Here is a 15143-nt window from a genome sequence, read left to right as displayed (position 1 = left end):
CCCTCGAACCTGTCCCCGCTCGATCGCCCCCCGCCGCCACGATGGTCGCTGGCCATGCGCCCTTTCCTCGCGACGAGGTGGTTAGAGAATACGGCAAGTTTTGGAGGGGTGGATAAGTCGGCGCGAACGCTCGTTCCGTCCATCACCCTCTCCTGAGGGAGAGGGCGGGGCCCATGCGCAGCATGGGAGGGTGAGGATTTCAGCCCTCGCCGCTTAAAACGTTTGGAAGACAAAGGCTTGCGCGGACTCACAACCGGCTTCGCCATGCCCTCACCCTCCCACGCCTTCGGCGCGGGCCCCGCCCTCTCCCGATGGGAGAGGGTGTTCGACGCCCGTCCTCCACAGAGCGTTTGCGCCCCCAACCTTCCCTTCCCGCCCAAAGCCGCCTATGACGCGGGCTCATGACGGCTTCAGCCCATGACCCCGCCCGCGCGGCCATCGATGCGATCCGCGCCCGCGTCTTCGCCTTTCCCAAGCGCCATTTCCTGTCCGCCGGCGACCTGAACGCGCTTCAGGCCGTCGAGCTGCTGGACCTGGCCGAGGCCTTCGTGGCCCTGAACCGGCAGACGTCCAAGACCCTCGACATCCTCAAGGGTCGGACGCTGATGAACCTGTTCTTCGAGAACAGCACCCGCACGCAGAGTTCGTTCGAGCTGGCCGGCAAGCGGCTGGGCGCCGACGTCGTCAACATGAACCCCAAGACCTCGTCGGTGGCCAAGGGCGAGACCCTGATCGACACGGCGGTCACATTGAACGCCATGCGGCCCGACCTGCTGGTCATCCGCCATGCCTCGTCGGGCGCGGCCAGCCTGCTCAGCCAGAAAGTCAGCGGCCACGTCATCAACGCCGGCGACGGCCAGCACGAGCACCCGACCCAGGCCCTGCTCGACGCCCTGTCGATCCGCCGCGCCTTCGGCCGCGTCTCCGGGCTGACCGTGGCGATCTGCGGCGACGTGCTGCACAGCCGCGTGGCCCGCTCGAACGTCGCCCTGCTGCACACCCTGGGGGCCAGCGTGCGGCTGGTCGGCCCGCCCACCCTGATGCCGGCCCAGGCCGAGCGCTGGGGCGTGACCGTCCACCACGACATGAAGTCGGGCCTGGCCGGCGCCGACGTCGTCATGATGCTGCGCCTGCAGCTGGAGCGCATGCAGGGCGCCTTCGTGCCCTCGACCCGCGAGTACTTCCGCTTCTACGGCCTCGATCGCGAAAAGCTTTCCCGCGCCGCGCCGGGCGCCAAGGTCATGCACCCCGGCCCGATGAACCGCGGCGTCGAGATCGACTCCGACGTCGCCGACGATCCGGCCGTCAGCCTGATCCAGGACCAGGTCGAGATGGGCGTCGCCGCCCGAATGGCGGTGCTGACCAGCTTGGCCGCTCGTTTGGACGAGGCTGGCCGATGATCACCGCTCCGTTGAACATTCACGACCTCCCCGGCGAATGCCGGGGCCCAGATCGAACCCGCGAACAGCGCCGCTTGAAGCCAAGCCGGATGGCGCGATCACCCCAAATTCACCGGATGAATCTGGGTCCCGGCATTCGCCGGGAAGGTCGGATGTTTGTGTTCGGTTCGCGAGGCCCGAAATCATGAACGCGTCCCAGCCCCTCGCCTTCGTCAACGCCCGCCTGGTCGATCCGGAAAGCGGCTATGACGGCCCCGGCGGCGTCATCGTCTCGGAAGGCGTCATCACCGACGTCGCCAAGGGCCGCGAGTTCGGCAAGCTCAGCAAGGCCGTGCGGGTCATCGACTGCAGCGGCGCCCTGCTCGCCCCCGGCCTGATCGACCTGCGCGTTCGCACCGGCGAGCCCGGCGCCGAGACCAAGGAAACCCTGGCCTCGGCGGCCAAGGCCGCGGCGGCTGGCGGCGTCACCTCGTTCGTGGTCCAGCCCGACACCGCGCCGGCGATCGACGATCCCAGCGTCGTCGACTTCATCCTGCGCCGGGCGCGCGACATCGACAGCGCCCGCATCCTGGTGGCGGGCGCGGCGACGCGCGGCCTGAAGGGCGAGCAGATGGCCGAGATCGGCCTGATGCGCGAGGCCGGCTGCGTCTATGTCACCGACGCGGGGAAACCCATCGTCGACAGCAAGGTGATGCAGCGGGTCCTGACCTATGCGAAGAGCTTCGACGCCCTCCTGGCGCACCGGCCGATGGACCCGTGGCTGGGCAAGGGCGGCGCGGCGATCGGCGGCGAGTTCGCCGGACGCATGGGCCTGCCCTCGATCTCGCCGATGGCCGAGCGGATCATGCTGGAGCGCGACGTCGCCCTGCTGGAAGCCACCGGCGGACGGCTGCTGGTCGACCAGATCACCTCGGCCCAGGCGCTGGAGACGCTGTCGCGCGCCAAGGGCAAGGGCCTGCGGATCAGCGCCTCGGTGTCGATCAACCATCTGTCGTTCAACGAGCTGGACATCGGCGACTACCGCACCTTCGCCAAGCTGAACCCGCCTCTGCGCGGCGAGGACGACCGCCAGGCGCTGATCGAGGCGCTCGCCTCGGGCCTGATCGACGTCGTCGTCTCCTCGCACAGCCCCGCACCCGCCGAGGACAAGCGCCTGCCGTTCGACGAGGCCGCGCCGGGCGCCGTGGGCCTGGAGACCCTGCTGCCGGCCCTGCTGTCGCTGTATCACGAGGAGCGCATCGCTCTCGTCGACCTGATCCGCGCCGTTACCCTGGCGCCGGCCGAGCTGTTGAGCCTGCGCGGCGGGCGGATCGCGCCGGGAGCCCCGGCGGATCTGGTGCTATGCGACATGGACGCGCCGATCATCATCGACGCCGCCCGCCTGCTGTCAAAATCCAAGAACTCGCCGTTCGACGGCCGTCGCCTGCAGGGCCAGGTGCTGATGACCGTGGTCGACGGCCGCGTCGTCCACCGCGCGGAGGGCTAGGCCCTCCGCGTCATGAAGGCGAAGGCGATGGCGGTCGCCGCCCCGACCAGCGCGCCGGCCACCAAGCCGCCGATCGCGCCCAGCGCCCAGACAGGCCCCAGCGCAAAGCCCGAAGCGGCCAGATAGATCGCCGGCAGGCCCAGCGCCCAGCCGATCGCATTGCCGGCGATCCAGGGCCAGCGCGGCACGCCCAGGCCGCCCAGGGCCAGCGACTGCACGCCGCCGAACAGCGCGCCCACCAGCAGGCCAAAGCCCGCCGCCATCACGACCGTCTGCGAGATGGTCGGATCGAAGCTGTCGGCGCCGCCGGCGTTGGGCGCGAAGATCGAGAACGACGACCCCGCCGCCCAGCCGATCATGGCGACGACGCAGGTCGCCGTCGTCCAGCGCACGATCGAGATGTCGGGCAACCTGCGGCTCATCATGTTGGCCTGGACCAGGCCCAGCACCATGCCCTCGGGCACGCCCGACAACGCCTTCAGCAAAAGCATGGAGATCTGCCAGAACAGCCCGTCCGGTTCGGGCAGAAGCCCGTCGGCCCAGACCCACCAGGACGCGCCCAGAAGTATTCCGACCAGCTCGGCCAGAGCGGTCAGCAGAATCCACACGCTCCAGCCGCCTCGCCCCTCAACGCCGCGAACCGCGCTCATCGTCCCCGCCATTACGCTCCCCCACGAAAATTCCGCGCGACTTTGCCAGCGGATCGAACCGATTTACACCCTTCGTCGACACGGCGCGCTTGAGCTCGCACAAAACTCTCTCTAAGGTAGAAAACGTGGAAAGTCTCGCCTCTGCCGTTTATCTGACGCTCGCGATCGCCGTTGTCGGCGGTTACCTGCTGGGTTCGATTCCGTTCGGCCTGATCGCCACGCGCCTGGGCGGCGCGGGCGACATCCGCAAGATCGGCTCGGGCAACATCGGTGCGACCAACGTGCTGCGCTCGGGCCGCAAGGATCTCGCCTTGATCACCCTGCTGGGCGACGGCGGCAAGGGCGTGGTGGCGGTGCTGCTGGCTCGCTACCTGACCCACGGAAACCCCACCGTGATCGCCCTGGCCGGCGGCGCGGCCTTTCTGGGCCACCTGTTCCCGGTCTGGCTGAAGTTCAAGGGCGGCAAGGGCGTCGCGACCTTCTACGGCGTGCTGCTCAGCGCCTGCTGGCCGGTCGGCGTGCTGGCGGCCGTCACCTGGCTGGCCATGGCCGCCCTCTTCCGCATCAGCTCGCTGGCCGCCCTGACCGCCGCGGTCCTGGCCGCCCCCTTCGCCATCGCCACCGACCAACCGCATGCTCTGATCGGCCTGGCGATCTTCATGGCCATCCTGATCTTCATCCGCCATCGCGAGAACATCGCGCGCCTGCTCAAAGGCGAGGAGCCGAAGATCGGCAAGAAGAAGCCGGCCGAGCCGGCGTCCGCCGAGGCCCCGTGACCCCAGGCCGCCTCTCGGACATCCAGCGTCTAGCCTGGCTTCGCCTGGCGCGCACCGAGACGGTCGGCCCCGTCGCCTTCGACCATCTGCTGGCCCGCTACGGAACGCCCGAGCGGGCCCTTTCCGCCCTGCCCGACCTTTCCCGCAGGGGCGGGCGCGCCGTCCCGCTGTCCCTGCCGCCGCGCGAGGCGATCGAGCAAGAACTTGAGGCCGGCGAAAAACTGGGCGCACGGCTGATCTGCGGCTGCGAGCCCGACTTCCCTCCGCGTCTGGCCGCCCTCGATCCGCCCCCGCCGGTGCTGTGGGCCCTGGGTCGCGCGGAGCTTCTCTCCGAACCCTCGATCGCCATCGTCGGCGCCCGCATCGCCTCGGCCGCGGGGCAGCGCTTCGCCCGCCAGTTGGCGACGGACCTCGGGACGGCCGGCTACGTGGTCGTTTCCGGCATGGCGCGCGGCATCGACGGCGCGGCGCACGAGGGTGCGCTGACCACCGGAACGGTCGCGGTGCTGGGCGGCGGGGTCGGCGACATCTATCCGCCCGAACACGACAAGCTGCACGCGCGCCTCGCCGCCGAGGGCTGCGTGGTTTCGGAGAGCGCGCCCGACCGCCGGGCCCAGGCCAAGGACTTCCCGCGCCGCAACCGGATCATCGCCGGCCTGTCGCAAGGCGTGGTCGTGGTCGAGGCTGAGCTGAAGTCGGGCTCGCTGATCACCGCGCGCCTGGCCGCCGAACAGGGCCGCGACGTGTTCGCCGTTCCAGGTTCGCCGCTGGATCCGCGCTCGAAGGGGACCAACGACCTGATCCGCCAGGGCGCGATCCTTTGCGAGGGCGCCGAGGACGTGCTGCGGTCGCTGGCGGGCGAGGCCCGGCTGCGCGAGCGCGACCGAGGCTATGACGCCGAGCCTCCGGCCGACATCGACGCGGACGCCCTGCGGGAGCGCGTCGCCGCCCTGCTCTCCCCAACGCCCGTCTCGCGCAACGACCTGATCCGCGCCGTGGCCGCCCCGACCTCGGCGGTCATGGCGGCGCTGGTCGAGCTGAGCCTGGCCGGTCGCGCGGAGTTCTTGGACGGCGGTCTGGTAGCGGGGCTCTAGCCGCCCCTTCGCGCCCCCTTGGCGAACAGCAGATCCGACCACCGCCAGTGACCGCCGCCCAGGGCGAAGCGGGCCGCGCCAGGCCCATCGTTCAGCGAAATGAGCACAAGGCCCCGCATGGGCTCGGCGCGGCAGGCGGCCGGGGCGAAGGCGACCTCCATCATGATCATTTCGCGGAGGCCCGACAGGCCGTCGCCCTCCTCGCCGTCGGTGCGGACCCAGTCGCCGCTCCAGACCAGCGGCGCGCGGCCGGCGCTGACCGTCGCGGCGTGGGCGCGCATCAGCGAGGCCCGGGCGCGGGGGTTCTTGCGCAGGCCCTCCTGCAGCAGCCGGACCATGTCGCAGCCCGCGCCGCCGCCACCGCCGCCAGCGCCTGATCCGGCCGTCGCCGCCCCCATCAACTCGGCCTCGCCCAGGCCCATGACCCGGCTCGGCGCGGGTTTGGGGCTAGCCGGCAGCGGCGTCACGTCCTTGGGAATCGGGGCCTTGGTCACCCGCAAGGGCGAGCGCGGCGCGGCCCTGGCGGTGTCCTTGGGCTTCTCGGGCGACGGCGGCTTCTTCGGCGCCTTCACCGGAGACTTGGGCGCGTCATGCGGCGCGGGCGGTGGCGGAGGGGGTGGTGGCGGCGGCGGATCGACCAGCGAGACCAGCACTGACGGCGGCTCGGGCGGCGAAGGCGTCACATGGGCGGTCAGCAACACCGCCACGGCGGCGGCGTGCGCGGCGAGGCTCACGACCAGGGCCGCCCCCTTCCCGCCACGTCGTTTCCAGTGCGCCATCGGCTCGCCACGTCACGGGCCGAAGCGCCGGCCCGAGCGTCTGTGGAGCATGGCTCCACGTCAGGAAGTGGGCGAATGGTTCAGCTTGTCACAGGCTCGCTCACAACCGAAGATCGAGCCCTCTGTGGGGACGCGATCGTGGACTTTCCGACGAAGCTGGCCTGGATCCTGCTGCTGGCGGCTCCTGTCGCGGCCTTGGCGCTGCAAGCGGCTATCGATTGGGGGCCGGCGCGCGTCGAGCGAACCGTCGTCAAGCCGCTTTCCCTATCCGCATGCGCTGTTCTGGGCGTCGTGACGTTGGCGAGCTTCTCCGGCGTCCGGTTCGTGTCGCTGACCGCCAATCTCTGGGCGCTGGGCGCGGCCTATTTCGCCTATTGCCTGCTTGTCTTCGGGATTGGCCGCCTGCCCCTGAGCGCCATCCTGAGGAACACCGCCGTGAGCATCGGCGTCCTGCCCATCGCCTTCGGCTATTTCCTGGGCACGGTGGGGCTCCTGGGCATCATGTTCGTCGTGGGCGCTTACGCCGCGCCACAGAAGGAAACGCGCCTGGCCAGGAACCTCGTATGCACGCGGATTGAAGGCGGCGGTCCCAGCGGCGGCTACGAACTGCACGTCCATCGCAAATGGCCGCTCGCGCCTGTGCTGCATCGCCAGGTCAAGGTGATCGCGGCGAAGAACGAGTATTATGGCCCGCGAGACTGCGAAGCCCTGCGCGGAACGGCGCTCTAGACGCTGAGGTCGACCAGCAGGCCGGTGCCGGCGGCCGGCGCGGCGCGCACGGCTTCCTTCAACCGATCGGCGATTTCCGCGCGTTCGGCGTTCGAGGTCACGGGCTTGATCGGGCGGATCGGCGAGACATAGGCCTCGGTGGCGATCCTGTTGACGGTCAGGTCCATCGGCGAGCAGTCACAAAACCAGGCCATAAAACTCGCACAAGCGTCTTAACAAGCGGCTACCAGCGCCCCAAAGCAGGGCCGTTCGGCAGAGCCCGCGTTGACAGACCCCCAAGCGGGCCCCACTTTCCCCGGCGCTCGCCTCCCAGGCGATCCGCCTTCCAGCCCAGAGTTATAATGAACGTCGTCGTCGTCGAGAGCCCGGCCAAGGCCAAGACCATCAACAAGTATCTCGGGTCCGACTACACGGTTCTCGCTTCCTACGGCCATATCCGCGACCTGCCGTCCAAGGACGGCTCGGTGGAACCCGACAACGACTTCGCCATGAGCTGGGAAGTCGACGCCAAGGCCTCCAAGCGCGTCAGCGACATCGTCGAGGCGATGAAGAAGGCCGACCGCCTGATTCTCGCCACCGACCCGGATCGCGAAGGGGAAGCGATCAGCTGGCACGTTCTGGAAGTGCTGAACAAGAAGAAGGCGCTGAAGGACAAGTCGGTCCAGCGCGTCACCTTCAACGCCATCACCAAGACCGCCGTGACCGAGGCCATGAAGGCCCCGCGCGACCTCGACATGGAGCTGGTCGAGGCCTACCTGGCCCGTCGCGCCCTCGACTATCTGGTCGGCTTCACCCTCTCGCCGGTGCTGTGGCGCAAGCTCCCCGGTTCGCGCTCGGCCGGCCGCGTGCAGTCGGTGGCCCTGCGCCTGGTCGTCGACCGCGAGATCGAGATCGAGCGCTTCAAGACCCAGGAATACTGGACCGTCGAGGCCGACGTCTCGGCCGGCTCGGACCCGTTCCTGGCGCGCCTCGTCAAGCACGAGGGCAAGAAGCTCACCAAGTTCGACCTGGCCAACGAGGCCTCGGCCCTGGCCGCCAAGGCGGCCGTGGAAGCGGCTGCGTTCAAGGTCGCGGCCGTCGAGAAGAAGCCCGGCAAGCGCTCGCCCGCCCCGCCCTTCACCACCTCGACCCTGCAGCAGGAAGCCGCGCGCAAGCTCGGTTTCTCGGCCCAGCGCACCATGCAGGCGGCGCAGAAGCTGTACGAGGGCGTCGACATTGGCGGCGAGACCGTGGGTCTGATCACCTACATGCGGACCGACGGCGTCTCGATGGCGCCCGAGGCCATCAGCGAAGCCCGCGACGTGATCGGCAAGGTCTATGGCGCGGACTACGTGCCGGACGCGCCGCGCCTCTACAAGTCCAAGGCCAAGAACGCCCAGGAGGCCCACGAAGCCATCCGTCCGACCAGCCTGAACCGCAATCCTGGCTCCCTGCGCCTGGAGCCGGAGCTGGGCCGCCTGTACGAGCTGATCTGGAAGCGCACCATCGCCTCGCAGATGGAAAGCGCCCGCATCGAGCGCACCACGGTCGATCTGGAAAGCGCCGACGGCAAGACCGGCCTGCGCGCCACCGGCCAGGTCGTGCAGTTCCCTGGCTACCTCGCCGTCTATGAGGAAGGCCGTGACGATGAGGGCGACGAGGACAGCGCCCGCCTGCCCGCCATCACCGAAGGCGCGGCCGCCAAGGTCATCGAAAGCCGCGCCGACCAGCACTTCACCGAGCCGCCCCCGCGCTATTCGGAAGCCAGCCTGGTCAAGAAGATGGAAGAGCTGGGCATCGGCCGTCCGTCGACCTACGCCTCGGTGCTGGGCGTGCTGCGCGACCGCGAATATGTCCGCATGGAGAAGCAGCGCTTCATCCCCGAGGACAAGGGCCGCCTGGTCACGGCGTTCCTGGAGCAGTTCTTCAAGCGCTACGTCGAGTACGACTTCACGGCCGCGCTCGAAGAGCAGCTGGACCTGGTTTCGGACGGCAAGCTGGACTGGAAACAGTTCCTCCGCGACTTCTGGAAGGACTTCCACGCCGCCGTCGGCGAGATCGCCGAGCTGCGAACGACCAACGTCCTGGACGCCCTGAACGAGGCCCTGGGCCCGCACATCTTCCCCGACAAGGGGGATGGCTCGAACCCGCGCCTGTGCCCGACCTGCGGCACGGGGCAGCTCTCCTTGAAGACCGGTAAGTTCGGCGCCTTCATCGGCTGCTCGAACTATCCGGAATGCCGGTACACACGCCAGCTGGGCGTGTCGGAAGGCGACGGCGAGGCCGAGAGCGCCGACAAGGAGCTGGGCGTCAATCCGGCGACTGGCCGGGCCGTGTGGCTGAAGAACGGCCGCTTTGGCCCCTATGTCGAGGAACTGGCGGCCGAGGGCGACAAGCCCAAGCGCTCGTCTCTACCCAAGGGCTGGATCGCCTCGGCGATGGACCTGGAAAAGGCCCTGCGCCTGCTCTCCCTGCCGCGCGAGGTGGGCAAGCACCCGGACGACGGCAAGCCGATCACGGCGGGCCTGGGGCGCTTTGGCCCCTTCGTGCTGCACGACGGCACCTACGCCAATCTGGAGAACGCCGACGAGGTGTTCGACGTGGGCCTGAACCGCGCCGTCGCCATCCTGGCCGACAAGCGCGCCGGCGGCGGGCGTCCGCAGCGGGCGGCCGCGGCGGCCCTGGCGGAACTTGGCAATCACCCCGAGGACGGCAAGCCGATCCGCGTGCTGTCGGGCCGCTTTGGTCCCTACATCAAGCACGGCGACACCAACGCCAACGTCCCCAAGGGCAAGGACCCGGCCGCGATCACGCTGGAAGAAGCTGTAGCCCTGATCGCCGAGCGCGCGGCCAAGGGCGGCGGCAAGAAGCCGGCCAAGAAGGCCGCTGCGCCCAAGAAGGCGGCGACCAAGGCCGACGGTGACAAACCCGCGAAGAAGGCGGCGGCCCAAAAGCCCGCCGCCAAGAAGGCCGCGCCCAAAGCCAAGGTCAAGGCGACCGCCGGCTCGGACGACGGCGCCGCGCCGTGGGACGACGAGGCCTGAGCCTGTTCAGCCGGGTTGGACGAGAGTAGATTGCGCGGATGACGACGCTGGAACGTCCCCTGCCGCTGAATGTCGTGCTGACGGCGCTGGTCCTGTGCTGCGTCGGCGGCTTCGCCTTCGGCCTGACCAACGCGATGAAGATCGATCGCGGCGGCGCGACGACCTCCACCCAGCCGCTGGCCGAGGTCTCCGGCGTCCCGGTCAAGGACGCCGCGCCCGCCCTCGCCTACGAGCCGCCGCCGGTCGAGGCGCCCAAGCCGAAGGCCGTCGAGGTCGAGACGCCCGAGCAGGAAGCCCCCGCGCCGGTGATCGAGGCCCCGCCCGCCGCGACGACGCCCGCCGCGGAAGCCGCCCCCAAGCCGGCCGAACCGCAGGTCCCGAAGTCGATCGAGGATCTGTACTGATCGTTCTTCCCCTTAGGTTGGGATTTCCGCCTGCTGAAACATCGCCTTCCTGGGCCTTGTGCCCAGGACCCAGGCTTGAGGCAGGCTCGGCCATTGGGATGAGCTGAAGCTTCCAGGCCCAGGGCTTCTTTAGGTTCACCTGTTTCGGAACGATGGGTCCTGGGCCCAAGGCCCAGGAAGGCGGGCTCTTGGGCGCTGGCAAATGGAAGCCCCCCAGCTCGCGTTTCCCTAAGTCCGCCGAACGCGTTAAGGCAGGACATGGCTAAACTTCGCCCGCCCAAAACCTTCAAGCCTCGCCCGCCGGCGGGCCTGCCCGATCGCGAGACGCTGCTCGCGTTCCTGCGCGACGCCGGTGAGACCGGCAAGGCCGATATCGCCCGGCACTTCGGCCTCAAGGGCGCCGACCGCCGGGCCCTACGCGAGATGATCCGCGAGCTCGAGGCCCAAGGCGCGCTGGCCAAGCGGGGCCGCAAGGGCTTCGCCGAGGCCGGCTCCCTGCCGCCCGTGGGCGTGGCCGATGTGGTTGAGCGCGACGGCGACGGCGAGCTCTATGTGAAGCTGACCAAGTCCGACGACGACGTCCCCAATGTCCGCCTGGCGCCCGGCAAGGGCGAGGTCGCCGGCGGCGCGCCGGGCCTGGGCGATCGCCTGCTGGTCCGCTTCGAGCGGCTGGAGACCGGCGAGTTCGAGGCCCGCCTGATCAAGAAGCTGGGCCAGAGCGCCCACAAGATCCTGGGCGTCATCCGCAAGCATCGCCGCGAGGTTCGCGTCGAGCCGGTCGACCGCAAGTCCAAGGAAAGCCTGGTCCTCGACCCCAGCGTGGCCCACGACTTCAAGGACGGCGACCTGGTCGTCGCCCAGGTCGGCACGCATGGCGGCCGCTACGGCCCCAAGCCCGGCAAGGTGCTAGAGGTGGTCGGATCCGAGAACGATCCCCGCGCCGCCTCGCTGATCGCCATCCACAGCCACGGCATCCCGACCGGTTTCTCCGAGGAAGCCGAACGCGAGGCCAAGTCCGCCGTCGAACCGACCCTGTCGGGGCGCGACGATCTGCGCGACCTGCCTTTCGTGACCATCGACCCGGTGGACGCCCGCGACCACGACGACGCCGTCTACGCCCATCCCGATCCGGACGCGACCAATGTCGGCGGCTGGGTGGTCTGGGTCGCCATCGCCGACGTCGCCGCCTATGTCCGCCCCGGCTCGGCCCTGGACCGCGACGCCCGCGAGAAGGGCAACAGCGTCTACTTCCCCGACCGCGTCGAGCCGATGCTGCCCGAAACCCTGTCGAACGGCCTATGCTCGCTGCGCGAGGGCGAGAACCGCGCGACCCTGGCCGTGCGGATGGTGTTCGACAAGTCCGGCCGCAAGAAGGGCCACAAGTTCGTGCGCGGCCTGATGCGCTCGGCCGCCAAGCTCTCGTACGAGCAGGCGCAGGCGGCCATCGACGGCCAGCCCGACGACAAGACCGGGCCGCTGCTGGATCCGATCCTCAAGCCCCTGTGGGCCGCCTATCACACGATGAAGATCGGCCGCGAGGCCCGCTCGCCGCTGGCCATCGAGAGCGACGAGCGCCGGATCATCATCCGCGAGGGCGAGATCGCCTCGATCACCAAGCGCGCCTCCCTCGAAGCCCACAAGCTGATCGAGGAGATGATGGTGCAGGCCAATGTCTGCGCCGCCGAGAGCCTGGAGGCCAAACGCTCGCCCCTGATCTACCGGGTGCACGACACGCCGAGCCTCGAGAAGGTGCAGAACCTCGCCGACTTCCTGCAGACGCTCGAGATCCGCTGGAACAAGGGCGAGGCGCCGCAGACCTCACGGTTCAACAAGCTGCTGGACGAGACCCGCGAGAGCCCGAACGCGGCGATCATCAACGAGGTGGTCCTGCGCACCCAGATGCAGGCGCACTACAGCGCCGAGAATATCGGCCACTTCGGCCTGAATCTCGCCAAGTACGCCCACTTCACCAGCCCGATCCGCCGCTACGCCGACCTGATCGTGCACCGGGGCCTGATCCGGGCCTTGGGCCTGGGGACGGACGGTCTCACGGACCAGGACATCGCCCAGATCAAGGACACGGCCGAGGTCATCACCCACGCCGAGCGGCGGGCCATGGCCGCCGAGCGCGACGCCACCGACCGCTATATCGCCGCCTTCCTGGCCGACCGCGTGGGCGCGACCTTCGAGGGCCGGATCACCGGCGTCACCCGCTTTGGCCTGTTCATCAAGCTGACCGACACCGGCGCCGACGGCCTCGTGCCGGTCTCGTCCCTGGGCGCGGAGTTCTTCGTCCACGACGACAAGATGCACGCCCTGGTCGGCGAGCGGACGGGCAAGCGTTGGCCCCTAGGCATGGGCGTCGAGGTCAAGCTGGTCGAGGCCACGCCCGTGACCGGCGGCTTGCTGTTCGAAATGCTCAGCGACCCGTTGCCGCCGGATCCGAAGATGCCGCGCCCACGGCTCGGCGCGCGGCGGCAAGCGGCGGTGAAGCCGCGCGGGGGTTTGCCGAAGGGCGTGCGCCGCGGCAAGCGGCGGTAGAGCGCCGGATAGATGCTCCCCCGCATGGCGGGGGAGCTGTCGCCCCCGGGACCGACCAAAGGTCGGCCCGAGGATAAACTCCGCGACTGAGGGGGCAAGCTGGGCGAACACCGCGTGAGCCCCCTCCGGCCCTCTGGGCCACCTCCCCCGCAACGCGGGGGAGGATCTAGTTCGCCGTGATCGCCGCCTCCAGTCGATCCGCCATCATCTTCTGATCCGCCGCCGACGGGTGCGAATGGCACGCCGTGCGCTCCATCCCGGTGATCCGCACCGCCGTCGCGCCCGTGCGGCCCGCGACCTCGGCGACGTCGTCGACGAAGGTGTCGCCCTGGATCAGGAAGAAGCGCGCGCCCGGACGGCTGGCCTTTAGCCCTTCGATGAAGGCGACATAGCTGTCGCGATAGTCCCTCCGCAGCGCCGCCTCGTCGGCCCACGCCTCGCCAGGATGCAGGGCGGTGGAGAAATCGTTGGTGCCCAGGCCGATCACCACGATCTCGGGCTCCCACGGATCGTTCGCGGCGATGCGCGGCTCGCCCTGGCCCGGGATCAGGCGCGGAAAGAGCGCCGGCAGAGGTTCGCCTGGCGCCAAGCCGTTGTAGTTGCGCACGACGCCGCGTCCCGAGAAGGCCTCGATCCGGTAGTCGGCGTCGAGCCGGGCGGCCAGGATCGGGGCGAAGGACAGGCTGGTGTCGGTCAGGTCGTGGACTTGGCTCTCGGTGCAGTCACGAGTCGCTGAGCGGACGCCGTAGGCGACGGTGTGCGAGTCGCCGATGAACTCGATGCGATGCGGGCGCGAGGATGCCGGCAACGCACTGCCCTTGTCGACGAAGAACCCCTCAAACCGCGCCGAACCCGTCTGGCTCTCCGTGAGCTTGTCGAGACGCACGACGTGCTCGCCGGGACCGAGGCGATCCAGCTTCAGGCGCGTCTCGCCGGACTTGATCAGCTCGGCCTTGCGCACGCCGTCGACGCTGACGGCCAGGTGCTCGACGCCCGTATCGACCGCGATCTCGACGGAGGGCCCCGTGAAGCGCCCCTCGAAATAGACCCCCGGCCAGCCGAAGTCGTAGGCGCTGTTAGGCGCGGGGGCGACGCGACCGCCGATGTTCAGCGGCAGCGGGGTCTGGACGATGGCGGCGGCGAGCAGCAGAGCGAGCATGCCCTCTTCTCATGTGGGATGCGCGCCGCGTCAAACCCCGCTAAACCGCGACCATGCGCGCCGAGATCGAACCCTTCCACGCCATCGCCATCAGCCGGCTGGCCCATGAGCTGAAAATGCAGGGCCGCTCCATCATTCACATGGAGTTCGGCCAACCCTCGACCGGCGCCCCGAGCAAGGCGATCGCCAAGGCCCACGAGATCCTCGACGCCGAGGCGATGGGCTATTGGGAGAGCCCGCACCTGCGCGAGCGCATCGCCCAGCGTTACCAGGACCTCTACGGCGTCACGGTCGAGCCCGAGCGGATCGTCCTGACATGCGGCGCGTCCCCGGCCCTGGTGCTGGCCCTGTCCAGCGTGTTCCAGCCCGGCGACCGCATCGCCATCGCTCGCCCCGGCTATGTCGCGTACCGCAACACCATCAAGGCCCTGCACCTGGAACCGGTCGAGATCGCCTGCGGGCCGGAAGACCGCTTCCAGCTGACAGCGAAGCACCTGGCCGAGCTGGAGCCCGCCCCGGCCGGCGTCATCGTCGCCAGCCCCGCCAATCCCACCGGCACGATCATCGCCCCCGAGGAACTCGCCGCGATCGCCAAGGTCTGCCGCGAGCGCGGCATCCGGATCATCAGCGACGAGATCTATCACGGCCTGAGTTACACGGGCCGTACGCCCTCGATGCTGGAGTTCGCCCCCGACGCCCTGATCGTCAACAGCTTCAGCAAGTACTTCAGCATGGCCGGCTGGCGGCTGGGCTGGCTTCTGACGCCGGCGGGCGAGGATCTGGAACGGGCTCGGGCCTATGTCGGCAACCTGTTCCTGACCGCCCCGTCCCTGGCCCAGCACGCGGGCCTGGCGGCCATGGACTGCCTCGACGAGCTGGAAGGCCACATCGCCGTCTACCGCCGCAATCGCGAATTGATGCTCGAGGCCCTGCCGGCTCTGGGCCTGCGCAAGATCGCTCCGCCCGACGGGGCCTTCTACATCTGGGCCGACATCGGCCACCTGACCGAAGACTCGCTGACCTTCTGCAAGGACCTGCTGCGCGACACCGGCGTCTGCACCGCGCCCGGCGTCGACTTCGACCCGGTCGAAGGCCATCGCTT

13 protein-coding genes and 1 pseudogene are annotated in these 15143 nt (G+C 69.4%); 10 read left to right on the top strand and 4 right to left on the bottom strand.

What is annotated here, in order from left to right; all coding sequences use genetic code 11:
• The 3 genes and pseudogenes from Q0379_RS00615 to pyrC all read left to right on the top strand — a co-directional run.
• Positions 1–85: pseudogene (locus Q0379_RS00615) on the top strand (hypothetical protein); the annotation flags it as partial.
• Between the two features lie 316 nt (positions 86–401).
• Positions 402–1400 carry an aspartate carbamoyltransferase catalytic subunit gene (locus tag Q0379_RS00610; RefSeq protein ID WP_066681195.1) on the top strand — a complete coding sequence of 333 codons (999 nt, stop codon included), beginning with the start codon at positions 402–404 and terminating at the stop codon, positions 1398–1400.
• 184 nt (positions 1401–1584) lie between these two features.
• A complete protein-coding gene (gene pyrC, locus Q0379_RS00605) occupies positions 1585–2886 on the top strand; it encodes a dihydroorotase (RefSeq protein WP_299003023.1) in 1302 nt (433 codons plus the stop codon).
• Here the strand turns inward: pyrC and Q0379_RS00600 are convergent.
• Entirely contained in the window at positions 2883–3536 is a 654-nt protein-coding gene (locus Q0379_RS00600) for a hypothetical protein (RefSeq protein WP_299003020.1), read from the bottom strand. The genes pyrC and Q0379_RS00600 overlap by 4 nt on opposite strands.
• 125 nt (positions 3537–3661) lie before the next feature.
• On the opposite strand from Q0379_RS00600, the gene plsY reads away from it, so the two are divergent.
• Together plsY and dprA are read left to right on the top strand one after the other, a co-directional pair.
• A complete protein-coding gene (gene plsY / locus Q0379_RS00595) occupies positions 3662–4312 on the top strand; it encodes a glycerol-3-phosphate 1-O-acyltransferase PlsY (protein ID WP_299003017.1) in 651 nt (216 codons plus the stop codon).
• Positions 4309–5406, top strand: a complete 1098-nt coding sequence (gene dprA, locus Q0379_RS00590; protein ID WP_299003015.1) for a DNA-processing protein DprA — start codon at positions 4309–4311, stop codon at positions 5404–5406. Before plsY ends, dprA begins: the two co-directional genes overlap by 4 nt.
• On the opposite strand, the gene Q0379_RS00585 is transcribed toward dprA, so the two are convergent.
• A complete protein-coding gene (locus Q0379_RS00585; RefSeq protein ID WP_299003013.1) occupies positions 5403–6185 on the bottom strand; it encodes a hypothetical protein in 783 nt (260 codons plus the stop codon). The genes dprA and Q0379_RS00585 overlap by 4 nt on opposite strands.
• A 138-nt stretch (positions 6186–6323) precedes the next feature.
• Between Q0379_RS00585 and Q0379_RS00580 the strand changes: the two genes are divergently transcribed.
• Positions 6324–6914: a hypothetical protein gene (locus tag Q0379_RS00580; RefSeq protein ID WP_299003011.1), complete on the top strand. Its 591-nt coding sequence runs from the start codon at positions 6324–6326 to the stop codon at positions 6912–6914.
• Here Q0379_RS00580 and Q0379_RS00575 read toward each other — a convergent pair.
• The gene (locus Q0379_RS00575; protein WP_062093605.1) at positions 6911–7081 is read right to left on the bottom strand and encodes a hypothetical protein; all 171 of its coding nucleotides are present in this window, start codon (positions 7079–7081) and stop codon (positions 6911–6913) included. The two genes, Q0379_RS00580 and Q0379_RS00575, sit on opposite strands and share 4 nt — an antisense overlap.
• Positions 7082–7255: 174 nt before the next feature.
• Here Q0379_RS00575 and topA point away from each other — a divergent pair, with 174 nt between their 5' ends.
• The 3 genes from topA to rnr all read left to right on the top strand — a co-directional run bounded on the left by topA (position 7256) and on the right by rnr (position 12882).
• Positions 7256–9937, top strand: a complete 2682-nt coding sequence (gene topA / locus Q0379_RS00570; RefSeq protein ID WP_299003008.1) for a type I DNA topoisomerase — start codon at positions 7256–7258, stop codon at positions 9935–9937.
• Between the two features lie 38 nt (positions 9938–9975).
• Positions 9976–10341: a hypothetical protein gene (locus Q0379_RS00565; protein WP_299003005.1), complete on the top strand. Its 366-nt coding sequence runs from the start codon at positions 9976–9978 to the stop codon at positions 10339–10341.
• A 258-nt stretch (positions 10342–10599) separates the two neighbouring features.
• On the top strand, positions 10600–12882 hold the full coding sequence (gene rnr, locus Q0379_RS00560; RefSeq protein WP_299003002.1) for a ribonuclease R: 2283 nt from the start codon (positions 10600–10602) through the stop codon (positions 12880–12882).
• 166 nt (positions 12883–13048) lie between these two features.
• Here rnr and Q0379_RS00555 read toward each other — a convergent pair whose 3' ends face one another.
• Positions 13049–14041, bottom strand: coding sequence for an SGNH/GDSL hydrolase family protein (locus tag Q0379_RS00555; RefSeq protein ID WP_299003000.1), 993 nt, complete (start codon positions 14039–14041; stop codon positions 13049–13051).
• Between the two features lie 53 nt (positions 14042–14094).
• Between Q0379_RS00555 and Q0379_RS00550 the strand changes: the two genes are divergently transcribed.
• Positions 14095–15143: aminotransferase class I/II-fold pyridoxal phosphate-dependent enzyme (locus Q0379_RS00550; RefSeq protein WP_299002997.1), on the top strand; the 1049-nt coding region annotated here is incomplete at its 3' end.

It is taken from the genome of uncultured Caulobacter sp., from assembly GCF_937900395.1.
Lineage (GTDB): Bacteria > Pseudomonadota > Alphaproteobacteria > Caulobacterales > Caulobacteraceae > Caulobacter.
Note: the sequence above shows the minus strand (reverse complement) of the source record. Positions and strands in the feature narration are given on the sequence as shown.